This is a genomic window from Streptococcus penaeicida, from assembly GCF_002887775.1.
Taxonomy (GTDB): domain Bacteria; phylum Bacillota; class Bacilli; order Lactobacillales; family Streptococcaceae; genus Streptococcus; species Streptococcus penaeicida.
The window spans coordinates 33,025-56,271 of record NZ_LOCM01000015.1 but is presented as its reverse complement, the minus strand read 5'-3'; the positions used below and the strand labels follow the sequence as shown (position 1 = coordinate 56,271).

Below are 23,247 nucleotides of genomic sequence, written 5' to 3'. Positions count from 1 at the left end.
ATCCTTCCCTTATAGCAGAAAGGATGTTTTTTGATGAGCTTAGTCTGTTAAATCTTGACCATTGCTAGCAATGACTTTTTTATACCAATGGAAGGAATCCTTGCGATAGCGTTTTAAGGTTTTTAAATCAAATTCATCGCGATCAACATAAATGAAACCATAACGTTTCTTAATACCTTCATGCGTTGAAATTAAATCGATAGCTGACCAAGGATTGTAACCTAACATTTCAACACCATCGCTGATAGCTAATTGAATTTGTTCAATATGAGCCCGTAAGTAATTGATACGGTATTGGTCATGTACTTTACCATCTTCGGTTAAGGTATCGTAAGCACCAAGTCCATTTTCAGTAACTAACATTGGTAAACGGTAACGGCTGTACATTTCACGCATTGTTGCTCGGAAGCCCATTGGGTCAATTTCCCAACCAAATTCTGTTTTAGGAAGGTTTGGATTATCGACACCACGGTAGAAACCAGCCTCTCCACGTTGTGTTTGTTGATCAGCACCTGGATCCATTGTTTCAGTGCCATCAGAAGCAGCTACTGTAGCGGTATTGTAGTAATTAAAACCAATAAAGTCAGGCTTACCAGCACGCATTGTTGCCACATCATCTGCTGTTACTTCTGGAACAGCATCTTGTTCTTCTAAGTATGCCCAAACCAATGAATTGTAAACGCCATATACTGCAGCATCTAAATACAGCCAGTTACGGATAGCGTTTAAATTTTGTGAAGCAAGAACATCTTCAGGTTTTGATGAAGCTGGATAAACTAGAGAAATATTTGGAGCCGGACCAATTTTAGCATCTGGCAAGAGTTCATGACAGATTTGCATGGCTTTGGCTTGAGCCACTAATTGGTGATGATTTTGTTGATAAATTTCTCTAGTAAGATTTGTTGTTCCTTCTGGAACATGAAGTGTTCCGATGACTGGCCCAACTAAAGTCAGCATATTTTGTTCATTAATGGTTAACCAATACTTAACGCGGTCACCAAACTCTTTGAAAAGGATTGTCGCAAATTCAGCAAACCAGTCAATTGATTCACGTTTTGACCATGAACCCCGCGCATCAAGTGCAGCTGGCATGTCAAAATGGAACATGGTTACGATTGGTTCGATGTCATATTTTAAGCATTCGTCAATCAATTGATTATAAAAGTCAATTCCTTGTTGGTTAACTTTTCCAGTTCCCTCAGGTAAAATACGTGTCCATGAAATAGAGAAACGGTAAGATTTAAAGCCCATTTCTGCCATTAATGCAATATCTTCTTTAAAGTGATGATAATGGTCAACTGAAACAGATAAATCTGAAGTTCCTTCAGGAATTTCCTTAATATCCTGACAAGATGGTCCTTTTCCATCCTCTAAAGCTGCCCCTTCTACTTGATAAGCAGATGTTGAAGCACCCCAGAAAAAGTTTTCTGGAAAGTCTTTTAAAGTCTTATGCAACATGGAATAAATCTCCTTTTATTTTGATACTTCTAGTATAACGATTAACAAGAAAAATAGCCAATGATATAAAAGGCTTTCATAATACTATCCTATGGTGTCTTAAGTTTTAATATCTGCTTGAAGTTGGACAAAAAATAACTAGGACAACATGTCCTAGCTATAATGTTAACTCTTTACTTTTTAAGCAAGCCTGCTTTAATCAGATAAGCTTTGGCCACTTTATTAGCATCTTTACCCTCAACTGAAACTTGGTAATTCATGTCTTGCATTTCTTTTTCAGTAATTTTACCCGCCAATTGATTTAGAATTTTCTTCAATTCAGGGTGTTTCTTAGCTAATTTCTGAGTCATAAGAGGAGCTCCTTGATAAGGAGGGAAGAGAGCTTTATCGTCTTTCAAAACAACCAGATTGTACTTCTTCAATTCAGCATCGGTTGAATAGGCATCTGTCACTTGGATATCGTTAGCTTTGATTGCCTGATAGCGAAGAGCTGGTTCCATCGTAGATACTGCCAAGTCCAAACCATACTTGCTTTGTAAACCTTTATAGCCATCGGCACGATCCTTAAATTCTAAAGTGAAGCCTGCTTTTAATTGTGACTGATAATTTTTCAAATCTGATATAGATCTGATATTTTTTTCCTTAGCTAATTTTTCCGGCACAGCTACAGCGTATGTATTTTGATAAGCAAAAGGCTGCAATAAAAGCAAATCATCCTGAGCTGCTATGCCATTTTTTGCATCCTGATAAACCTGAAAGGGATCATTGCTCAATGCTGGTTTTTTAGTCAATAGACTTGAGGTAATGGTTCCGGTAAATTCAGGATAAATATCAATATCACCAGATTTAAGAGCTTGATAGAGGAAGGTCGTTTTACCAAAATTAGGTTTCAAGTCAACTTTAAGATTTGATTGGTCCTCGATCATTTCCTTATAGATATTGATTAAGATTTCAGGCTCTGCCCCTAATTTCCCTGCAATAACAATGGTTTCCGACTTCTTGGTCATTTGCGTTGCTAGGTTTGGCCCGTAGGATCCTAGAAGACCGAAGACAATGACGGCAAGGGCAATAAGAATTCTGCGCAAGGAAGCTTTCTCCAAGTACTGCAAAATGCTATTAAACAAGATGGCTAAGAGGGCTGACGAGATGGCACCAATCAAAATTAAATCGGTATTATTGCGGTCAATCCCTAATAGGATAAAGGAACCTAGCCCACCAGCACCAATTAAGGAAGCCAAAGTGGCAGTTCCGATAATCATGACTGCAGAAGTTCTAACACCCGACATAATAACTGGCATGGCTAAGGGGATTTCAAACTTCTTCAAACGTTCCCACTTGGTCATCCCAAAGGCTTTTGCGGCCTCTTGTAAACTAGGTTCAATACCGTTTAGTCCGGTTATGGTATTTTGAATAATGGGAAAGATAGCATAGATGACTAATGCTGTAACTGCCGGTACGGTACCAATCCCCATAAAAGGAATAAATAAACCAAGTAAAGCTAGTGATGGTATAGTTTGGAAGATCCCCGTAATTTGAAGGACAATATCTGACCAGCGCTTGCTTTTGCTTAGTAGACTTGCTAGAGGAATAGCAATAATAATCGCTATCAACAAGGCTAAAAGAGAAATTTGCAAGTGCTCGACTAATGCCTTGAGCCAGTCTGAATAACGGTCTTGAAAAGTCGTCAATATACTAGTCATTTAATTCACCTCCAAAAAGACTGGCAACAAAGTCGTTTGCGGGATTTTCCATGATTGCTTGAGGGCTATCCAACTGAATAATCTGTCCTTGGTCAAGGATGGCAACGCGGTCACCTAATTTAATGGCTTCCTTGATATCATGTGTGACAAAAACAATAGTCATGTCAAACTCACGATGCAAGTCTAGCATTAAATCTTGAAGTTGATTACGAGATATTGGATCTAAGGCCGAGAAGGGCTCATCCATCAGTAATATCTTTGGATGGGAAATAATAGCTCTAACAATACCAACCCTTTGTTGTTCACCACCTGATAAGTCTTTTGGATAGCGATTTAAATAGTCTTCTGCTGGAAGGCCTACCTTATTTAACAACTCAATTGTCTTCTCTCGTGTTTCTTCTTTGGTCCATTTTTTCATTTCTGGAATAATGGCAATATTTTCAGCCACAGTCAAATTGGGAAACAAGGCAATTTGTTGCAGGACATATCCAATAGATAAGCGCATTTCTCTTAATGGTAGGTCCTTTTGCGCTTTTTTATTTAAATAAATTTGACCAGAAGTTGGTTGGACCAAACAATTGATCATTTTTAAGAGAGTGGTTTTCCCTGAACCACTGGAACCAACTAAGACAAAGAATTCTCGGTCTTGAATATGAAAACTTTCTTCCTTCAAAACTTGATTGTCACCAAAACTTTTTGATACTTTTTCAAATCGAATCATAATTTCTCCATTTCCTTCTGTAAGGCACTGGTATATCTACTAAAAAGATCTAAAAGTTGATCTCTTTCAGCTGAGTCCAAGGATTCTAAGGCCCTTATTTCAAGTGTTTCTAATGGATCTAATAGTGCAGAGGCATAAGCCCTTCCACTTTCTGTTAATTGAACCATTTTCTGTCTTTTATCGCAAGGATTTTCTTTCAAAAGCAAGTATCCTTGATTCAACCAAGTCTTAATTGTGGCATTAACAACTTGTTTTGTGGACAAGGTTTTGTCACCTAAAAAACGCTGTGTGACCCCTTGAGGATTATAATAAATCCATAATAAAAGTTGCAAACTTTTTCCGGTTAAACCATTTTTCCGAGCATATCGCTCATAGAGACTTTTTTCCTGATCTAAATATCTGACTAATTTTTTAGACTTCTGCTTTAATGCTGTCATAAGCTTCTCCTATTAGAACAACTGCTTTCCCGATAGCTGAGCCTGCTTCAATCTTAGCATGTGCTTTTGCAATATCTTCTAACTTGAATAGTTGTGGTTTTAAGATTTCAGTCTTCATAGCAGACATAAAATCGAGCATGGCTTGTATTTTTTCGACAGTAATGTTACCTGAATAAAAGGTCGTCAGATAGATATTATTTTTTAAGGCCATAATGGGATCAAATTCCTCTAAATACCATTGACCACCCAATTGACCACAAGAACAGATAATGCCCGCTTCATCCATCAATCCAATACTATCCATTATGGTCTTCGGGCCAACTAACTCCAATACTTTGCTGAAAGTTAAATCTGTTTGAACATGACCTTTTTCTTCTCGAAATACCGCCTCATAACCAAGTGCTAACAAGTCATCCTTTTTACGCATTTGTCTTACAGAAGTATAGACGGCTACTTTAGGAAAAGCCGATTTTAGAAGTTTTAGAAAGGCAAGCGCTAAGGCTGAAGAACCAGCTCTAACAAAGACTTTATCCCTATCATTAATTTGTAATTGTTGCAGTGCGCCAAAGGCAGTATAGTAAGATTCCGGCAAGGCAGCCAGTAAATCCCAGGGTAATACCGTTTCAATTGGGTAAATGTTATCATTAGGAATTAAGACGTATTCGGCATAGGAACCATCATAGGCTCTCCCCATCTCCCCCATCAAGGACATGACTTTCTGGCCAACTGTATAAGGACTATTTTCTTCCGTTTCAGAAATAAGGCCAACACATTCAATTCCTAGGACACGAGGAAAGGTAACAGAAGGTGAGTGGCCTTGGCGAGTGAAAATTTCTGAGCGATTGATACCAAATCCCAAGACTTTGACCACTGACCAGCCCTTCTTTAACTGAGGTTTTGCCAATTCAACCAATTCCAATACTTCTGGTCCACCAGGTTTTCTAACTTGAATTGCTTTCATCCATTCGCCCTCCATACTTTTTGATAATTATAATATCTCAATTGTTATTAGTCAAATAATTTGACTAATTTAAGCAGATAAAAAAACAAGTCAAAGGATGACCATTTAGGTCCCAAAGACTTGGTTGTGCTTGTTTAGATTAAGTCTAATTTTTTGAAGGCATTATAGAGTCCGTCTTCTTCGACGTCATCTGTCACCATATCTGCCATAGCTAGGATTTCGGGGCCACCATTCCCCATAGAAACACCAACTTCACAGTATTCTAACATTGGAATATCAATTTTAGCATCTCCAAAAGCAATCGTATCCTTTTTATTTGCTTTCAAGTAATCTAATAAAACGTCGATTGCATGTGCTTTATTGATATCTTTAACACCTAGGTCGCCAAAGAGTGCTGTTTCACCGCGTCCACCCCAAGTGTGTGCTTCTAATTCAGGAAACTCCTCAATGGAATCCAAGTGATCTTGATAATCACTTAGAATGAAAGAGACTTTGTTGAGGTCATCACGGTAAAGCTCACCACCATAGACGAGTCCATGGAGCAGATCTTCTGCTTCTTGGTCCTTAACTTCTTCTTCAGTTTTCCCTTTACGGAGTGCGTAGGTTTTCATAACTGGACGAGCAGCCTCACGGAAGTTTTCACTGGCAAAAAGGCCATTATTAGACTCAAGATAGAATTCCAAGCCACGTTCATGTAGCCAGTCAACAATATGTTTAGCCTCTTCTAGTGGAATCAACTGATGCATTATAACGTCTTCGTGGTGTTCTACATAAGAACCATTCCCACCAATCATCCCATCAATTCCAATTTCCCAGATTTCCTTTTGCATTTCTGCACGACTACGGCCAGTACATACATACACCAAATGACCATTTGCACGAGCTTTTTGAATAGCTTCAATGGCTGATTGAGGAATATTATTATGGTAATCAACTAAAGTTCCGTCAACATCTAAAAATACAATTTTCTGTGTCATATCTTGCTCCTTTAATCTGTTAATTAGATTATACTATGGCGAGTCATCCAATTGCTAGGCATTTAGTCTGAAATACTAATACTATCCTCTGCTCTTTTCCTAAAGCGCATTAATTGCATTTTTTGAGAGAATCGCTACTATGGTCTTATGAAAAAGAGACCAAAATTATTAGCCTTGTACCAAGTTGATTCAAATTTTCAAAAATCATTTTATCAAATCTTAAGTGACACTTATTCTGAACTGTTCGAAATCACCATCGCCGAATATGAATCTCATGAACCAGAATCACTAAACTATCAAGCCCTATTTTCTTTTATGCCAATAGAAAGCACACTTCCAGTCTTCTATTTTTCGGAAATTGTGACCAGCCAAGGCTTTTACATCACTGATAGCAAACTAAAAGAAGGTCAAACAGTCCTAGCCCTAAGCTCCGCTTTAAACCAATTTTATCAAAGCCTAAACTCATCACTACTGGATGCATTCCCTTTCCAAATCCGTCAATCTGATCATACCGGCCAAATTATTTATCACAACCACCAATTTAATGGCTCCTTCTTTCCAGAAGATGACCAGGAACTTGAAGGATGGATTTACCGCCAATTTAAAGCCAATCCTCAGGATGCAACCAAACATTTTTTATTACCGACCGCTTCATCCGACCATATTTATTTCCAATCTTATTATGGCCTTCAAGATGAGAATGGCCAGTACCTTGGTACTCTTGATTTTGTTCAAGATTTAAAACCAATATTAGCGCAATACTTGGAAGAAACGGCACAAGCAATTGTCGGCTGGTCAGATGTCACCTCTGGACCTTCTATTTCTGACGATATATAAATCTGTTTGAAAACTGCTCAATATCTAAACAAAGTCTTGATTTAACAATTAGTACTTTAGAAAATACGAGTACCAAAAAACACTAAAAACCATACTATCCTATGATAGTATGGTTTTTAGTGCATTAATCTCTATGAACAGGTTGTGGTCCATATGATTGGGAAACTGGCATAATCTCGATACGATTAATATTAACATGTTCTGGTTGAGCCATAATCCATGATACTGTTTTGGCAATATCAATGGGTTGGATAGCATGTGCCCCTTGGTAAACAGCATTTACACGGTCTTGGTCTCCATTAAAGCGAACAGAAGAAAATTCTGTGCCTTCACATAGTCCTGGTTCAATGTTTGATACCCGGATTTTAGTGCCGGCTAAATCAGCCTTAAATTAAGGGAGAACTGTTTAACGAAAGCTTTTGTCGCTCCATAGATGTTGCCACCTGGATAGGGAATAGTCCCGGCTGTTGAGCCTAAGTTAATAATCATTCCGGCATTTCGTTCAACCATCTGCGGTAAGAGTTGGTGGGTTAAATAAGTTAGACCAACAATATTAGTGTTAATCATGGTCATCCACTTACTAAAGTCAGCTTCTTGAGCCTTATCTAATCCAAGAGCTAAACCTGCATTATTGATAAGCACATCAATGGTTTTCCAATTCTCAGGAAGATTTTTTAAGGCTGTGTCAACAGATTTTGTATCAGAAACATCCATTTGTAAGGCTAGGAATTTTTCAGCCCCTAAGTGGGATTCCATCATTCGTAATTTATCAATGCGTCTAGCCGCACCGATAACACGATAACCATCCGCAATTAATTGGTAGACGATTTCCTTACCAAAACCAGCTGAGGCGCCGGTTACTAAAACAGTTTGCTTTTTCATCATATGAAACCTTTCAAAAAAAGAAAGTAAAACCCTGTTTTGAAAACAAAATTTTACCATCTTTCATTATGTTATAAGTTCTTATTCAGCTTCTAATTTGCCAAGAGCTTGAGCTGCAGTAATGATACCAAGTTTGTAGATATCTTCAGCACTTGAACCACGAGACAAGTCATTAACTGGTTTATTTAAACCTTGAAGAATTGGCCAATGGCATCAAACATCCCTAAACGTTGTGCAATTTTGTATCCAATGTTTCCTGATTGTAAATCAGGGAAAATGAAGGTGTTAGCTTTACCGGATACATCTGAATCTGGAGCTTTAATAGCAGCAGTTTCAGGAACAAAGGCAGCATCAAATTGTAATTCACCATCCAAAGAAAGATTTGGAGCCATTTCTTTAGCAATACGAGTTGCTTCTGCTACTTTATCAACTTGTGGTGCTTTACCAGAACCTTTAGTTGAGAAACTTAACATAGCAATTTTTGGATCGATGTCAAAGATTTCAGCTGTTTCTGCTGTATTAACTGCAATTTCAGCTAATTCTTGAGCATTTGGATCAATATTGATAGCACAGTCAGCGAAGATATAACGTTCATTTGTATTTTCACGGTTCATTAAGAAAACACCTGAAGTACGTGAAATACCTGGTTTTGTTTTAATAATTTGAAGTGCAGGACGTACAGTGTCAGCTGTTGAATGAGCCGCACCTGAAACCATACCGTCAGCAAGACCCATTTTAACTAACATAACACCAAAGTAGTTAACATCTTTGAGCATTTTATCAGCATCTTCCATGGTTGCTTTCCCTTTACGGATTTCAACAAATGCTTCTTTCATTTGTTCAAATTCAGGATAATCAACTGGATTAATGATAGTATAATCTTGATCAGCGAAACCAAGTTTCGTTAATAAAGCTCTGATTTCATCAGCTTCACCTAAGATGATTGGTTCTACTAAACCTTCAAACTTAAGACGAGCTGCTGCACGAACAACGCGTTCATCATTTCCTTCTGGGAAAACGATTTTCACATGTTTACCAACAACTTTTTCACGTAAACTACCAAATAAGCTTCTAATACTCATTTTTTAAACACCTCATTATATTTTTTTCTGTAAATCTATGATAACGTTCTCAAAGTCATCTGTCAAATTTATTGTATGTTGGCTTTCATTTTCTGTAAATGGATTATAAAAACGCAAAAAATGACAATGTAAAGCTTGTCTGGTAATTCCTAAATCCACGCGACCTCCATAAAGGTCATCTCCTAGTAATGGAAAGCCAATATGTGAAAAATGGACTCTGATTTGGTGAGTTCTTCCAGTATGAAGCTTGATATCAACCAAATGGACATTTTCAGCGTAGCGAGCTACAACTTGGTAAGTTGTTTTGGCATATTTTCCCATAGGGTCAACTGCTCTGGTGATGATGCTGTCTTTTGAACGCCCGATAGGTGCAATGATTTCCCCCTGATCTGGCAATTGCCCATTCCCCGAAACCAAAGCAAAGTAACGTTTTTCGATGGCACGAACTTGCAATTGCTTATCTAAGCGTGCATGGGCGTAGCCGTGTTTAGCAAAAAGCATGAGTCCGCTTGTGTCGCGATCCAAACGGGTTACAATATGAACCTGTTTGTTGGGGTAATTTTGTTCGATATAATAGGATTTTATGAAGTTTGCAATGGTATTTGAGTGAATGGCACTTGGAATACTGGCAAATCCGACTGGCTTATTAAGGACTAAAAAGTGTTCATCTTCATAAACAATATCCAAAGGATGAGAGACGGCTTCGAGTTTCTCAAATGGTTTTTCATCAGGTATGATAATGGTGACCACATCGCCAACATCGAGAAGGTAGATGGCATTTTCTTCTTTGCCATTGACGGCAATATGACCGCCCTTGTATTTGACTTTGGCCAAAAGTCCCTTAGAAATATCATGACCTTTTAATAACGTTTTGACCTTGGTTCTGCGGTCAGCAGTAAATTCAAATTTCATGATTCCAGTTCACCAATAAAGGCATCTTGAACCCTTTCCCAGAAGCTGGTATGACTTGGCGTTGAAACAAAATGAATTTTTTTACAGTCAATATAATATTGCGCCTTAACCACATTTTTTAAGTTGTAAGTTTTGTTATCAACCGAAATGGTATAGATGCCAGTCCGTTGAGGAACAATTTCAATCACTTCTTCCTTAGGAATAATCAATGAGGATCCTACCGTACGAAAGACAAGATTGTTTAAGCTTGAGATTTCCGTTAATTGAAGGGCCTCTATGGTTGGATGGAGAATAGCTCCGCCTAAAGACTTGTTGTATGCCGTCGATCCCGTTGGTGTCGAAATCGACATGCCGTCACCGCGGAAACTTTCAAAACGAACATTATTGATAAAAACATCCGCAACCATGGTTTTTTCTATCCGTTTGATAGTTGCTTCGTTCAAGGCACGAGCCTTTATAACACGCCCGTTATCCAATGTTAAGACCACCTTAAGAATGGGATAGGAAATACTCTCCCCCTTGTCAGTTCTTAAATTTTCAATCAATTTATCAATTTCAAAATCACGATAATCAGTATAAAAACCTAAATGACCCGTGTGAATGCCGACAAAACGCACCTTATCTAACTCATTTTCATACATGTGAAAAGCTGATAGAAGCATGCCATCCCCACCAATTGAAATGACGATATCAGGATTCTTTTTAGAAAGGTAAAAATCTGGATCATCTTTAAAGACAGAAAATAATTTTGAAGCAACCCGCTTGCTTTGATATTTTCCATTAGCTATTATGGCGACGCGAGTCACCTTATCTGTATAATTCATCTGTGTCATCACTATTTCCTACGCCATCACTAAAATTGCGACTTCCTGGATCAAAGAGCAATTGCGCCTCTCTAATATCGTCACGAATTTTACGCATCTCTTCATCTAGTTCTAAAGCAATCTTTGCTGTTCTAGATAATCGTTTCTTTATTTCTTCAGGGTATTCGCCTTTATATTTGTAATTAAGTGAATGTTCAATAGTTGCCCAAAAGTTCATTCCTAAAGTCCTAATCTGGATTTCAGCTAAGACTTTCTTTTGACCTTCTATGGTATCGACAGGATATTCTACGACAACATGGTAAGACCTGTAGCCACTTGATTTCATGTTGCGAATATAGTCGCGTTCATAAACAATTGTCATATCTTGTCTTTGTCTTAAAAGATTTAGGACTTCATCAATATCGTCAACAAATTGAACCATAATCCGGAGCCCAGCTATGTCTTGAATATCTTGAGCGATATTTTCTTCAAGCACACCACGTAAAGCCATTTTCTGCTTAATACTGTCAACAGATTTAACACGTCCAGTTACGAATTCTATAGGTGAATAGCGATTTTGCTTACGAAACTGTTTACGAATCCCACGTAATTTAATTTTTAACTCTCCAACTGTTTGGATATATGGATCTAAAAAATCTTCCCAATCGATTGCCACTATTCTACTCCTTTCTTGTCAAAGTTCTAACTTTAATATAAAATTGAAATAACAATTTATTATAGCATAAAATAGCTTAAAAGGAAGGTATCATGTCTAACCTGGAAATCGAATACAAGACCTTATTAACCAAAGATGAGTACCAAAGATTACTCAATCAAATGACCCATGTTCCTGCTGTTACACAAACCAATTACTATATCGATACGGCTGATTTTGACTTGAAAGCCCACCGCATGTCCTTGCGTATCCGTACTCTTGCTGACACAGCTGAATTAACCCTTAAAGTGCCAGAAACAGTTGGCAATCGGGAATATAATCTGGACTTAGCTTTAGACCAGGCTAAAGATATTATCAAAAACTGTCAATTACCAGATGGGACCATTAAAGAAATCATTGAGAATGAAGGTATTGACCTTACTAAATTAAACAACTTTGGCTATTTAACAACGACACGTCGTGAAAGTCAAACAGACATTGGAAAAATGGCTCTTGATTATAATCAATACGCTTCAATCATCGATTATGAATTAGAACTTGAAGTTGATGATGCCGAAAAAGGTCAAGCTGATTTTAATCAGTTCCTAGAAAACAATGCCATAAATTTTAAATATGCTAAAAGCAAAGTTGCTCGCTTTAGCAAAACCCTGAACCATTAAAAATATTCTCAACAGAAAAATGCAATTTTTCTGTTTTTTTGTTAAAATAGAACTGTTAAAAATAAGAAATGGATGGAATTTCACGAAAATTCACATTCACGCGAAGAGATAGGAGCTAACATTATCATGACTGAACGATATGCTGATAAGCAAATCAAATTGTTTTCACTCACCTCAAACTTACCAATCGCTGAAAAAATTTCAGAAGCATCTGGTATCCCGTTAGGAAAAATCTCCTCACGCCAGTTTTCAGATGGTGAAATTATGATCAACATCGAAGAAACTGTTCGTGGAGATGATATCTATATTGTTCAATCGACAAATTTCCCAGTTAATGATAACCTTTGGGAACTTCTTATCATGATTGATGCTTGTAAACGTGCGAGTGCTAACTCAGTAAACGTTGTTTTACCTTACTTTGGTTATTCTCGTCAAGACCGTGTTTCAAAATCACGTGAACCAATTACTGCAAAATTAGTCGCTAATATGCTGACTAAAGCTGGAATTGACCGTGTCTTAACACTTGACTTACATGCTGTTCAAGTTCAAGGTTTCTTCGATATTCCTGTAGACAACCTTTTCACAACACAACTCTTTGCAAGCCATTATGAAGATAAAGGTTTGTGTGGCGAAAATGTAGTCATTGTTAGTCCTAAAAACTCTGGGATTAAACGTGCCCGTAGTTTAGCTGAATTATTAAATTCCCCTATTGCAATCATTGATTATTCAGAAGATGAAACTGAACGTGAAGAAGGTTATATCATTGGTGATGTTGCTGGCAAGAATGCTATCATCATTGACGATATCTTAAATACAGGTATCACTTTTGCTGAGGCCGCTAAGATTCTTGAGCGTGACGGTGCAAATGATATCTACGCGGTAGCTAGTCATGGATTATTTGCAGGTGCTGCTGCTGACGTTTTGGAAGTTGCTCCGATTAAAGAAATCCTTATCACAGACTCTGTCCTTACTGAAAATCGTAAACCAGCAAATGTTAACTATATTTCTGCTAGCGGTTTAATTGCGGAAGCGATTATCCGCATCCATGAAAGAAAACCACTTAGCCCACTATTTGAATTCCATCCACATGACAAATAATTTAATCTATTTTGATAATGCAGCAACGACGCCATTAAGTGAGTCAGTCATCAAAGCAATGACTGACCACATGGCGACTACTTTTGGGAATCCCTCAAGTATCCACTCTTTTGGTCGATCAGCTAATAAGGTTCTCCGTGACTGTCGTCAAAGTATTGCTTCACTTTTAGAAGTTCCTGAGCGTTCTATCATTTTTACTTCTGGTGGTACTGAAAGTAACAATACGGCCATCAAAGGTTATGCTTTAGCTAATCAAGCTAAGGGTAAACATTTAATTACCACTGCTATTGAACATCATTCTGTTCTCCATACAATGGCCTATTTAGAAGAACGCTTTGGTTTTGAAGTGACTTACTTAAAACCAATTGATGGCAAATTTTCTGTCCAACAAGTTCAAGCGGCTCTTCGTCCTGACACTATTATGGTGTCAATGATGGCGGCTAATAATGAAACTGGCGACCTCTTACCAATTGAAGAGGTTGCTCGTCTTTTGAATGACCATCAAGCCGTTTTTCATGTTGATGCTGTTCAAGCAATTGGAAAGATTGCTTTGAGGCCTTCTGATCTAGGTATTGACTTTCTTACTGCGTCGGCTCATAAATTTCATGGACCTAAAGGGGTTGGCTTTTTATACAGCAATTCACTGCATTTTGATCAGCTACTACATGGTGGGGATCAAGAAGAAAAACGACGTGCTTCAACAGAAAACCTTATTAGTATAATCGGAATGACTAAAGCTTTAGAAGATGCTTATTTACATATGTCAGAAAACTTTGAAAAAATTGAGCTTTTACAACAAAGCTTTTTAGAAAAGTTATCTGTTTGCAATTACTATCTTTCTAAATCAGATAATTCACTCCCACATGTTATTAATATCGGCTTTCCAAATCAAGATAATGCATTACTTTTAACGCGTTAGATATGGAAGGTATTGCCGTTTCAACAGGTTCTGCTTGTACGGCTGGGACCGTAGAACCTAGTCATGTACTTGAAGCCTATTACGGAACTGATTCTAACCGTTTAAGAGAATCTATTCGGGTTTCAATCTCAGACCAAAACACTTTAGAAGAAATTGACAGTTTAAGTCAACATATTATAGCTATTTTAGGAGTTTCACATGGCATTTGAAAAAGAAATTAGTCTCCCAAATTGCAAATTCAAATATGCAATTTCTCCAAAAATTAAAAAATACACTTTAAGAGACACAACCTTTATGGTCACTAAAGTTGGATTTTATGAATTAACCCGCTTATTAGAAGAAGTTCCCAATTCAGGCGATGGTTTCCCATTAAAAATTACCATTAACAAGGAACTTGATGCTTTCAAATTGGCGATTACCGATAAGTCAGGTCTTCGCATGGTTAATATCTTTAAATCAGAAGATCATAAAATCCTCCAAGATAAGTTCTACTTCTTAATGGATAGTTTAGTTGAAAGAGATATTTTCACTAAAGAGGCAGTCTAAATCAATCACTTGTCCTTTTAAAAAGAGAGTTCTATAATATAACAAAAGGAGGACAAATCCATGATTGAAATAACCTACTTGAATGAGAGTAAACAAGAAAAAACCATTAGCTTCCCTGATTTCTCAGAATTAGAAAGAGCACAACATTCTTGTGACATTTCGACACCAGATTACCTAAAAATTGTAAGAGTTCTGATTGATGGTCAAGCTATTGACTATACTGGTACCTATGGTGACCTTTACTTCTATTTACTCAAACAAAAATCTTAAAGATATTGTGAAGAATCTGGAACATGATGTTCCAGGTTCTTTTTTTATCATCTGTCATATTGTCCTTCCAATTTTTAATTTCATTATTAGTGATTGTCCTACTTTCCTTTTAGAAGTTAAATCAATCAAAATGTGAAATATTTATAGGACTATCACAATTCAATAGAAAGACACTACTATAAATGAAATGAATAGCATTATAAATTAATAAATTTAGTGTAAAAGTTGCAATTTTCACAAACTATTTGTTACAATAGTAACATGAAAGATACTGATATTAAAATGATAAACAGGAGTGAGAAAAATGGTAATTGATAAATCTATCCCAAAGGCAACAGCAAAACGTCTGTCTTTGTATTATCGTATATTTAAACGCTTTTACGCAGATAATATTGAAAAAGCGAGTTCTAAACAAATTGCTGATGCAATGGGGATTGATTCTGCAACTGTCCGTCGTGACTTTTCCTATTTTGGAGAGTTAGGCCGACGTGGTTTTGGTTATGATGTGGCAAAATTAATGAATTTCTTCGCTGATCTCTTAAACGACCACTCAACTACGAATGTTTTACTTGTCGGAACAGGGAATATTGGGCGAGCACTTTTACACTACCGCTTCCATGATCGTAATAAAATGCAAATTTCAATGGGCTTTGACATGGATTCTCATCCCTTAGTAGGAACAAGTACAGCTGATGGAATTCCAATTTATGGCATGTCTTCCTTAAAAGAACATGTTGAAAAATCTGATATTGAAACAGCCATTTTAACTGTCCCAAGTACAGTGGCACAAGAAGTTGCTAATCAGTTAATTGAGGCTGGCATTAAAGGTATTTTGAGTTTCTCACCAGTTCATTTACAAGTACCAAATGATGTTATCGTCCAGTATGTTGATTTGACCAGTGAATTGCAAACATTGCTGTATTTCATGAATCAATCTCAGAATTAAGGTAGCGAATCATGTCAAAACCAATTATTGGAATTACCGCCAATCAGAGATTGAACACTGCTTTAGATGACCTACCTTGGACATATGCACCTGCTGGCTTTTCTAATGCTGTTATTAAATCTGGGGCCTTACCACTTCTCCTACCTATTGGTGATGAAGAAGCCGCTGCTACCTATGTTTCCATGGTTGATAAAATCATTATGATTGGTGGTCAAAATGTAGACCCAAAATTTTATCATGCTGAAAATCAAGCCATCAACGATGATTTCTTTCTTGCTAGAGACTATTATGAATTAGCTATCATTAAAGAGGCAATCAAACAAAGGAAACCAATCCTAGGCATTTGTCGAGGACTTCAATTAATGAATGTCCATCTTGGTGGGACCCTACTCCAAAATATTCCTAATCATTGGCAAGAGCTTCCTTCGGACAGTCTCCATCATGATATTGTTATTGATTCTACTAGCCCACTTGCTAGAATTTACGGTCAGAAACCCTTTATCAATTCTTTCCATCACCAAGCCATCGATCAACTGGCTGATGGACTGACTATAATCGCTAGAGACCCAAGAGATGGTATTATTGAAGCAGTTGTCGGCACCGATGAAATAGCCTTCCTTGGAGTTCAATGGCATCCTGAGTTATTGCAAGACGTTCGTCAAGATGATTTAAATCTCTTCTCTTACTTTATCAATGAATTTACTCACAAAAAATAGTGGATTTTTCCCGAAAACTATAATAATCATTTTTTCCAACGATGATGTGGTCTAGACAGGCAATGCTATGTAATCACATGATCGTTTTATTTGTCTTGTAAACTGGTAATCATTGTCACTTGGTTGTACTTGTCCGGAGGATGATTGTGAACAACGATCATACTGGTTGCCATATTGCGACAAGCATAATGCAAGATTTCTCTTGGTTCAGCGATTGATCGGCGCACACTTCCAATAAAAATTGTTTTCTCTTCAATGACTTTATTTTGAGTGTCTAAATAGATAGCAACTAAGTGCTCTTGCTTCTTGTCACCTAACTCCTGCATCATCTTTTGAGCAACCTGATAGCTTGATAGAATCTGATACTGATTGATTTGTTCTGAAGCTTGAATTCTCAAGGCAAACTCCAGCATGGCTTTGAGTTCGATAGACTTAACCTTACCAATGCCAGATAATTGTTGCAATTCCTGTAAAGACATTTTTTTAAAAGCAGATAAGGATGAAATGGTATTTAAGAGATTGGCCGATAACTCCATGACATGTTTATCCTTGTTACCAGTTCTTAAAAGAATAGCTAATAATTCTTGATCACTTAGTTGTTCTGCGCCTTGTAGGATTAGTTTTTCTCTGGGTAATAGACTTTCCTTATCTCGTTTGATTGAATACATAATATACCTCCACTTATTTATCCGAGAAAAATTGGATATTTTTTCACTTTTTCCTATAAGTGGCTACCATGGAAAATCTTATGAAAAAAGAACCAAGCTTTTTAAGCTTGGTTCTTTTTGATGGCTTGTCTTTTTTCAATATTATCTTTAACCATTTGATAGACCGTTGCAGCTAGTGGTACAGCCATAATCATTCCAACAATTCCATAGAGGGAAGCACCGATGGTAATGGCCATTAAGACCCACATGCCAGGAAGTTTGATAGAACCTCCGACCACTCTTGGATAAATCAAGTTACCTTCAAATTGTTGGAGGATAACAATGAATATCAAGAAAAAGACGGCATCTGAAAATGATTGAGTCATAATGAGGATAAAACCAATGGTAACCCCGATGTAAGCTCCTACTACTGGAATTAAGGCAGTAAATGCAACTAATACTCCAATCGTGGCAGCAAAAGGAAGTTTAAAGAGGAACATGCCCAGGGCAGTTAAAGAGCCTAAAATCATGGCTTCAATGGTTTGTCCTACAAAAAATCCGTGAAAGCGATCATGTAGTAATCCAACAATGTAATGGATCCTTTGGGCATGGATGCCTGTATAAGTGTCGACTAAAAGATTTCCTTGACGGCAGAGTTGTTCTTTATTTCCTAAGACATAGAGTGAGAAGACAAAAGCTACAAAAACATTAATAATGGCTGATGCTATCAAGGTGACTGATGTCAAAATATTGGTTAGGAAAGTTAAGAATTGTTTTAATAATTGTTGACTATAATTACTAATTGTTTTCGTGATTTGGGCATCACCACCAACATATTGAATCAGTCTTGCAATCACTTTGTTGTGACTTAAATCGTGAATAACTTGTTTGACCGAACTCGTATCAAAGGAAAGCATGGTATTAATACTAGCAATTAAATCTGGAATGACGATGGATATTATCCAAAATAAGAGGGCCACAAATGTGGTGTAAGCCAAAACCATGGAAATGCCACGTCGTAATGCAAAATACTTTTCACCTTTAAAAAAGCGTGCTATTAAATTTTCATAGGCACTCATGACAATGTTTACAATATATGCCAAAGCAGCTCCATAAAGAAAAGGTAAGCTAGTTTTAACAACGGTTTGTATAATATCACTGCCTTTTTCCCAATTAGCCTGAATAGCAAAGCAGAGAACAAAGGTCAAAACAAGGTAAAAGACATGTTTCTTTTCAAATCGCATAAAATCTCCTTTCAACCATTATACACTAATTTCTCTTAATCAACATGCTCTTCAGATTAAAAAAGAATGACAGCTAAAAGCTTTGTTGGGCCTTTTTAGCTGCCATTTTATTTCTCTTAACCAAACTGTTTAATTTTTTAGCAAAGCCAGAACCAATGAAGTAAAGATTTCACTCTTACTCTTTTTTTGTTTCAAGCTTTTTAGTTCAACTATTCTCGAAAGACTAATCTAAGTCAGCACCTTTTGACGCGATAACTTTTTTGTACCAATCAAATGATTTTTTCTTAGAACGTTTAAGAGTTCCTTTTCCGTAGTTGTCGCGGTCTACGTAAATGAAGCCATAACGTTTTTTCATTTCACCTGTTCCAGCAGAAACGAGGTCAATTGGGCCCCAAGTTGTGTAACCAAGGAGGTTTACACCGTCTTCAGTGATGGCATCACGCATTGCTTCGATATGTTGGCGAAGGTAATCGATACGGTAATCATCAGCCACGTAGCCATTTTCATCTGGTTCATCTACTGCTCCTAAGCCATTTTCAACAACAAAGAGTGGTTTGCGGTAGCGATCGTAAAGGTCGTTAAGAGTGATACGGAAACCTAGTGGGTCAATCGCCCAGCCCCATTCAGTTTTTTCTAAGTATGGGTTCTCAGATGAGGCAAGGAGGTTAGCTTCAGATTGATCAGCTTTATTTGCTTCAGCAGCTCGACTTGCGTAATATGAGAAGGATACAAAGTCAACTGTATTTTCTTTAAGGAGTTCTTTATCACCCTCTTCAAAAACAATGTCAATGCCTTCACGTTCAAAGAATTTCAAAGCATATTCTGGGTATTCACCTCGTGATTGAACATCAATGAAGAAATAGTTTTCCCGGTCTTTTTCCATTGCTGCCCATACATCTTCAGGTTTTGGTGATAATGGGTAGAATTTACCAGCTGCTAACATACAACCAATTTTGTTTTCAGGATCAACTTCATGACCAATCTTAGTTGCTAATGCTGAGGCAAGCAACTCATGGTGCGCTGCAGTATAGAGGACTTGGTTACGGTCATCGCCTTCTTCAAAGATAACTCCTGCTCCCATAAATGGTGCATGAAGAAGAACATTGATTTCGTTGAATGTTAACCAATATTTTACAAGGCCTTTGTAACGGTTAAAGAGAACAGTCACAAGATTTCCATAAAATTCAACCAATTTACGGTTTTTCCAACCACCGTATTCAGTAACCAAGTACATTGGAATATCAAAGTGAGTGATGGTTACAAGTGGTTCAATACCATATTTACGACATTCTTTGAAAACATCTTCATAGAAAGCTAAACCAGCTTCATTTGGTTGGCTCTCATCACCTTTAGGGAAGATACGAGACCAAGCAATAGACATACGGAAAGTTTTAAAGCCCATTTCTGCAAATAAAGCAATATCTTCTTTATAACGGTGGTAAAAGTCGATTGATTCTTTTGCTGGGTAGAAATAACCATCTTCAAAATCCAACATCTTACGTTTACCCGTAATAACATCAAGACGCGCTTCTCCTACTGGTGAAAGATCAACGTTTGCCAAACCACGGCCATCAGCATCATAGGCACCCTCTAATTGGTTAGCGGCTGTAGCACCACCCCATAAGAAACCATCTGGAAATTGTTTTGTAGACATAAATTTTCTCCTTTTTTATTTTGGTTAATGAACCATAAAGATAACGATAAGTGTGTAAACAATTAATGTAACCATTAACGAAAGTGAAATAAAGGTGGCCGAAAATAATTCATCTTCTTCTGTTTTAAAAACAGGTGAGATAATGGCAGGCATAGCAAAACCTGTCGGACACATGAAGTAAACAAGAACAGCTAATTTAAATTTTTCATTAGCCATCATACTAGGAAATAGTAGGAAAAATCCTAAAATAACCAGTGCATAAAATGAAAATCGTACCAAAGCTAATTTAGCCAAAGGTTTAATCGTTTCCAAATCAATTTTCAAATCATAACCCAGAATAAAAAGTATCATCCCGCCAATTGGACCAGTTGCTTTTGCCATAATTCCTTCATAAGCAGGGGCAATAGGACTAGAAGCAATCACATTTGCTACTTGGAAAATATTACCCAAAAGACCTAAAAATATAGCAATAACAAAGGGGTGTTTGATAATCGAAATAAGCAAGTCTTTATTACTTGTATCATTTGCTGCCGCTTTAGAAACCATAATTGGAATAATTAAAAAGGCAGCGATGGAACCAGCAATATCAAAGATAACAGTGTTACTCGATACTCCCACAATTGATAAGTATAATGGCAGAGCAACACTACCACCCTCAACTGTCGGCAAAAGAAAGCGAGCAAAATGCGAACGGGATTCCCCAATGAAGTTTCGTAAGAGTTTACCTACAAAAATAGCGAGCACGAAGGCTAATAAAGTGTATAGGATAATCGGTACTGTTGCCAATTTCAGTTCTGCATGCAACATTAAATGGAAAATCAAAATTGGGAAAAGTACTGTAAAGATAATGGCATTTGCCCCATTTTTATCTTGGGGTTTTATCCATTCAAAGTGGCGAGCTAGATAGCCAAAATCAACATAAAGAAGACTGGGGCAAGCGTATTAAAAGCGTTCATTTGTTTTTTGGTTATTCCATCCTTTTCCGATCAAATACATATTCTTTGTCCATGGGATTATAGACGGATATAACTTGCATTTTTTCGCCATCATAAGCGATTTTTAAAACCCCACAATTGGACATGCGTTTTTTTAATATTGGTGCTTCTTCAGTCATATGACGGTAAAATTGCGTAATCGAAGCGCCATGACTGACAAAAAGGGACACTTCTTCTTCTTTTTCACTGTCTAAAACTTCCTTTATGGTTTTATACATGCGCTCATAGACTTGCGTATTGGATTCACCACCATAAGCTACAAAGTAGTCACGATAGCCAGAACCATCTTCTTTATGTAATTCTGGATTAAGATACTCTTGATGAGCTTCAAAAGCACCAAAATTCCATTCTTTCAAGCCCTTTAAACGAATTAAATCCGTACGTCCACTAGCTATTTCAGCAGTATCGCAAGCCCGTTCTTGGTAGAGGAATAAATGTGATCAAAAGTGATCTTTTCTTCTTCAAAATGAGCACGCGCAGCTTTAGCTTGCTCAATTCCAAGCTCAGTTAATGGGGAATCACAAGCCCCTTGAATACGACCTTGAACATTGAATAAGGTTTGTCCATGACGCATTAAATAAAATATTTTATTCATATTAGTCAACCTTTTCATTAAAAAATTAACCCTCAGAAAGAATATTTGCCCCTTGGTTTTCGATGACTTCTTTAAACCAATAGAAGGAATCTTTCTTATAACGATCAAAACTTCCATTTCCTTGGTCATCCGCATCAACATAAACAAATCCGTAACGTTTAGACATTTCTGAAGTTGAAGCTGAAACTAAATCAATACAGCCCCACATAGTATATCCCATCAGTTCAACCCCATCTTCAATGGCTTCATACATTTGTTGGATATGTTTTTCTAAATAATCAATACGATATGAATCATGAACGCTGCCGTCTTCTTCCAATTTGTCTAAGGCACCTAATCCATTTTCAACAATAAACAATGGAACTTGGTAGCGATCATAAAGTTTATTTAAGGTTACACGAAGTCCAACAGGGTCAATTTGCCAACCCCAATCAGATGCTTCCAGGTAAGGATTAGCTTCACCTAAAATAAGATTTCCACCTGTTTTTTGTTCATTTGTTTGATTTTTTGGATGACGTGTCACCGATGACATGTAGTAAGAGAAACTCATGAATTCTACTGGATAGTCACGTAAAATAGCTTCGTCGCCTTCCTCCATAACTATCTCAATATTATTTTCTTTAAAGAAACGCTTAATATATGATGGGTATTTTCCACGGATTTGAACATCTGAGAAAAATAGATTTTCATGGTCTTTATGAATAGATTGCATGATATCATCTGGGTGGCAAGTTGCAGGATATGCTTCCATTCTAGCCAACATCATTCCCACTTTATTGTCTGAATCGATTTCATGCGCAGCTTTAGTAGCTAAACTTGATGCCAGGAACTGGTGATGGACGGCTTGATACATTTCTTGTAAGTTTAGCTTGCCATCTTCAAACAAAAGACCACCTGAAAGATAACCAGTCATTCCAAGGATATTGATTTCATTGAAAGTCAACCAATATTTAACTTTGCCCTTATAACGTTTGAAAACAGTTTCTGCATAGTGAACAAAGAAATCAATGACTTTACGGTTTTTCCAACCACCATATTCAGTCACTAAATGAATCGGAAACTCATAGTGAGATAGGGTAACAAGAGGTTCGATCCCATATTTATTTAGTTCATCAAAAACTGCATCATAGAAAGCAAGACCTTCTTCATTTGGTTCTACTTCATCACCTTTAGGGAAAATGCGAGACCAAGCGATAGACATACGGAAAGTTTTGAAGCCCATTTCAGCCATCAATGCAATATCTTCTTTATAACGATGGTAAAAATCTGACCCCCAACGTTTTGGGTAAAGACCTTCTTTATCATTGAGAGCAAAATCTAACTTTTCACGAGTCATTGGACTAGTGAATTCACCACCCATTGATTTACGATCCTCTGGTGCAACTGCACGCGCTGTATCAGAAGTTGCTGGACCCCGTCCACCTTCATTCCAACCACCCTCATATTGGTTAGCAGCTGTAGCGCCACCCCAGAGAAAATCTTTAGGAAATTGTTTTGTCATTTCTAAACTCC

20 protein-coding genes and 5 pseudogenes are annotated in these 23,247 nt (G+C 37.2%); 8 read left to right on the top strand and 17 right to left on the bottom strand.

The features are described from left to right. Positions 1-39 precede the first annotated feature (39 nt). The 6 genes from AT575_RS03220 to AT575_RS03195 form a co-directional block, all read right to left on the bottom strand. Positions 40-1,458 (bottom strand): glycoside hydrolase family 1 protein, encoded by a 1,419-nt coding sequence (locus AT575_RS03220; protein WP_102777129.1) that lies wholly within the window; start codon positions 1,456-1,458, stop codon positions 40-42. Between the two features lie 173 nt (positions 1,459-1,631). Beyond that, a complete protein-coding gene (locus AT575_RS03215; protein ID WP_102777128.1) occupies positions 1,632-3,158 on the bottom strand; it encodes an ABC transporter permease/substrate-binding protein in 1,527 nt (508 codons plus the stop codon). Then, the gene (locus AT575_RS03210; RefSeq protein ID WP_102777127.1) at positions 3,151-3,879 is read right to left on the bottom strand and encodes an ABC transporter ATP-binding protein; all 729 of its coding nucleotides are present in this window, start codon (positions 3,877-3,879) and stop codon (positions 3,151-3,153) included. The genes AT575_RS03215 and AT575_RS03210 overlap by 8 nt, the downstream gene beginning before the upstream one ends. After that, the gene (locus AT575_RS03205) at positions 3,876-4,316 is read right to left on the bottom strand and encodes a MarR family winged helix-turn-helix transcriptional regulator (RefSeq protein WP_102777126.1); all 441 of its coding nucleotides are present in this window, start codon (positions 4,314-4,316) and stop codon (positions 3,876-3,878) included. The genes AT575_RS03210 and AT575_RS03205 overlap by 4 nt, the downstream gene beginning before the upstream one ends. Next, positions 4,291-5,277 (bottom strand): alcohol dehydrogenase catalytic domain-containing protein, encoded by a 987-nt coding sequence (locus tag AT575_RS03200; protein ID WP_102777125.1) that lies wholly within the window; start codon positions 5,275-5,277, stop codon positions 4,291-4,293. The genes AT575_RS03205 and AT575_RS03200 overlap by 26 nt, the downstream gene beginning before the upstream one ends. Positions 5,278-5,411: 134 nt before the next feature. After that, on the bottom strand, positions 5,412-6,254 hold the full coding sequence (locus AT575_RS03195) for a Cof-type HAD-IIB family hydrolase (protein WP_102777124.1): 843 nt from the start codon (positions 6,252-6,254) through the stop codon (positions 5,412-5,414). Between the two features lie 147 nt (positions 6,255-6,401). Between AT575_RS03195 and AT575_RS03190 the strand changes: the two genes are divergently transcribed. Next, positions 6,402-7,091, top strand: coding sequence for a hypothetical protein (locus AT575_RS03190; protein WP_102777123.1), 690 nt, complete (start codon positions 6,402-6,404; stop codon positions 7,089-7,091). A gap of 124 nt (positions 7,092-7,215) precedes the next feature. On the opposite strand, the pseudogene AT575_RS03185 reads toward AT575_RS03190, so the two are convergent. The 5 genes and pseudogenes from AT575_RS03185 to yjbM all read right to left on the bottom strand — a co-directional run bounded on the left by AT575_RS03185 (position 7,216) and on the right by yjbM (position 11,446). Next, positions 7,216-7,973, bottom strand: a pseudogene (locus AT575_RS03185) (SDR family NAD(P)-dependent oxidoreductase). A gap of 81 nt (positions 7,974-8,054) precedes the next feature. After that, positions 8,055-9,055, bottom strand: a pseudogene (gene pta / locus AT575_RS03180) (phosphate acetyltransferase). A gap of 15 nt (positions 9,056-9,070) precedes the next feature. Further along, positions 9,071-9,967 carry an RluA family pseudouridine synthase gene (locus AT575_RS03175; RefSeq protein WP_102777122.1) on the bottom strand — a complete coding sequence of 299 codons (897 nt, stop codon included), beginning with the start codon at positions 9,965-9,967 and terminating at the stop codon, positions 9,071-9,073. Further along, positions 9,964-10,800, bottom strand: a complete 837-nt coding sequence (locus AT575_RS03170; RefSeq protein WP_102777121.1) for an NAD kinase — start codon at positions 10,798-10,800, stop codon at positions 9,964-9,966. Before AT575_RS03170 ends, AT575_RS03175 begins: the two co-directional genes overlap by 4 nt. Then, on the bottom strand, positions 10,775-11,446 hold the full coding sequence (gene yjbM / locus AT575_RS03165) for a GTP diphosphokinase (protein ID WP_102777120.1): 672 nt from the start codon (positions 11,444-11,446) through the stop codon (positions 10,775-10,777). The genes AT575_RS03170 and yjbM overlap by 26 nt, the downstream gene beginning before the upstream one ends. 92 nt (positions 11,447-11,538) lie before the next feature. Here yjbM and AT575_RS03160 point away from each other — a divergent pair, with 92 nt between their 5' ends. The 7 genes and pseudogenes from AT575_RS03160 (at position 11,539) to AT575_RS03130 (ending at position 16,600) form a co-directional block, all read left to right on the top strand. Next, positions 11,539-12,105, top strand: coding sequence for a CYTH domain-containing protein (locus AT575_RS03160; protein WP_102777119.1), 567 nt, complete (start codon positions 11,539-11,541; stop codon positions 12,103-12,105). Between the two features lie 126 nt (positions 12,106-12,231). Next, complete coding sequence (locus tag AT575_RS03155) at positions 12,232-13,203, top strand: ribose-phosphate diphosphokinase (RefSeq protein WP_102777118.1); 972 nt, start codon at positions 12,232-12,234, stop codon at positions 13,201-13,203. Then, positions 13,193-14,331, top strand: a pseudogene (locus AT575_RS03150) (cysteine desulfurase family protein). Before AT575_RS03155 ends, AT575_RS03150 begins: the two are co-directional and overlap by 11 nt. Beyond that, positions 14,321-14,668 carry a DUF1831 domain-containing protein gene (locus tag AT575_RS03145; protein ID WP_102777117.1) on the top strand — a complete coding sequence of 116 codons (348 nt, stop codon included), beginning with the start codon at positions 14,321-14,323 and terminating at the stop codon, positions 14,666-14,668. The pseudogene AT575_RS03150 and the gene AT575_RS03145 overlap by 11 nt, the downstream one beginning before the upstream one ends. Positions 14,669-14,728: 60 nt before the next feature. Beyond that, positions 14,729-14,938, top strand: a complete 210-nt coding sequence (locus AT575_RS03140) for a DUF4649 family protein (protein ID WP_102777116.1) — start codon at positions 14,729-14,731, stop codon at positions 14,936-14,938. Between the two features lie 304 nt (positions 14,939-15,242). Further along, entirely contained in the window at positions 15,243-15,884 is a 642-nt protein-coding gene (locus tag AT575_RS03135; protein ID WP_102777115.1) for a redox-sensing transcriptional repressor Rex, read from the top strand. Between the two features lie 11 nt (positions 15,885-15,895). Then, entirely contained in the window at positions 15,896-16,600 is a 705-nt protein-coding gene (locus tag AT575_RS03130) for a gamma-glutamyl-gamma-aminobutyrate hydrolase family protein (RefSeq protein ID WP_102777114.1), read from the top strand. Here the strand turns inward: AT575_RS03130 and radC are convergent. The 6 genes and pseudogenes from radC to AT575_RS03100 form a co-directional block, all read right to left on the bottom strand. Then, positions 16,584-17,268 (bottom strand): annotated as a pseudogene (gene radC, locus AT575_RS03125) (RadC family protein). The gene AT575_RS03130 and the pseudogene radC overlap by 17 nt on opposite strands. Positions 17,269-17,369: 101 nt before the next feature. Next, positions 17,370-18,491 carry an AI-2E family transporter gene (locus AT575_RS03120; protein WP_102777113.1) on the bottom strand — a complete coding sequence of 374 codons (1,122 nt, stop codon included), beginning with the start codon at positions 18,489-18,491 and terminating at the stop codon, positions 17,370-17,372. Between the two features lie 223 nt (positions 18,492-18,714). Next, positions 18,715-20,145 (bottom strand): 6-phospho-beta-glucosidase, encoded by a 1,431-nt coding sequence (locus AT575_RS03115; RefSeq protein ID WP_102777112.1) that lies wholly within the window; start codon positions 20,143-20,145, stop codon positions 18,715-18,717. Positions 20,146-20,169: 24 nt separating this feature from the next. Then, entirely contained in the window at positions 20,170-20,931 is a 762-nt protein-coding gene (locus tag AT575_RS03110; protein ID WP_245871432.1) for an AEC family transporter, read from the bottom strand. A 181-nt stretch (positions 20,932-21,112) separates the two neighbouring features. Then, positions 21,113-21,735, bottom strand: a pseudogene (locus AT575_RS03105) (histidine phosphatase family protein). A gap of 25 nt (positions 21,736-21,760) precedes the next feature. Beyond that, positions 21,761-23,236, bottom strand: a complete 1,476-nt coding sequence (locus AT575_RS03100) for a glycoside hydrolase family 1 protein (protein WP_102777111.1) — start codon at positions 23,234-23,236, stop codon at positions 21,761-21,763. Positions 23,237-23,247 lie beyond the last annotated feature (11 nt).

Excerpts from the sequence above, each read along its gene's own strand:
- AT575_RS03220 (WP_102777129.1), bottom strand. The coding sequence starts at position 1,458 with ATGTTGCATAAGACTTTAAAAGACTTTCCAGAAAACTTTTTCTGGGGT.
- AT575_RS03215 (WP_102777128.1), bottom strand. The coding sequence starts at position 3,158 with ATGACTAGTATATTGACGACTTTTCAAGACCGTTATTCAGACTGGCTC.
- AT575_RS03210 (WP_102777127.1), bottom strand. The coding sequence starts at position 3,879 with ATGATTCGATTTGAAAAAGTATCAAAAAGTTTTGGTGACAATCAAGTT.
- AT575_RS03205 (WP_102777126.1), bottom strand. The coding sequence starts at position 4,316 with ATGACAGCATTAAAGCAGAAGTCTAAAAAATTAGTCAGATATTTAGAT.
- AT575_RS03200 (WP_102777125.1), bottom strand. The coding sequence starts at position 5,277 with ATGAAAGCAATTCAAGTTAGAAAACCTGGTGGACCAGAAGTATTGGAA.
- AT575_RS03195 (WP_102777124.1), bottom strand. The coding sequence starts at position 6,254 with ATGACACAGAAAATTGTATTTTTAGATGTTGACGGAACTTTAGTTGAT.
- AT575_RS03190 (WP_102777123.1), top strand. The coding sequence starts at position 6,402 with ATGAAAAAGAGACCAAAATTATTAGCCTTGTACCAAGTTGATTCAAAT.
- AT575_RS03175 (WP_102777122.1), bottom strand. The coding sequence starts at position 9,967 with ATGAAATTTGAATTTACTGCTGACCGCAGAACCAAGGTCAAAACGTTA.
- AT575_RS03170 (WP_102777121.1), bottom strand. The coding sequence starts at position 10,800 with ATGACACAGATGAATTATACAGATAAGGTGACTCGCGTCGCCATAATA.
- AT575_RS03160 (WP_102777119.1), top strand. The coding sequence starts at position 11,539 with ATGTCTAACCTGGAAATCGAATACAAGACCTTATTAACCAAAGATGAG.
- AT575_RS03155 (WP_102777118.1), top strand. The coding sequence starts at position 12,232 with ATGACTGAACGATATGCTGATAAGCAAATCAAATTGTTTTCACTCACC.
- AT575_RS03145 (WP_102777117.1), top strand. The coding sequence starts at position 14,321 with ATGGCATTTGAAAAAGAAATTAGTCTCCCAAATTGCAAATTCAAATAT.
- AT575_RS03140 (WP_102777116.1), top strand. The coding sequence starts at position 14,729 with ATGATTGAAATAACCTACTTGAATGAGAGTAAACAAGAAAAAACCATT.
- AT575_RS03135 (WP_102777115.1), top strand. The coding sequence starts at position 15,243 with ATGGTAATTGATAAATCTATCCCAAAGGCAACAGCAAAACGTCTGTCT.
- AT575_RS03130 (WP_102777114.1), top strand. The coding sequence starts at position 15,896 with ATGTCAAAACCAATTATTGGAATTACCGCCAATCAGAGATTGAACACT.
- AT575_RS03120 (WP_102777113.1), bottom strand. The coding sequence starts at position 18,491 with ATGCGATTTGAAAAGAAACATGTCTTTTACCTTGTTTTGACCTTTGTT.
- AT575_RS03115 (WP_102777112.1), bottom strand. The coding sequence starts at position 20,145 with ATGTCTACAAAACAATTTCCAGATGGTTTCTTATGGGGTGGTGCTACA.
- AT575_RS03100 (WP_102777111.1), bottom strand. The coding sequence starts at position 23,236 with ATGACAAAACAATTTCCTAAAGATTTTCTCTGGGGTGGCGCTACAGCT.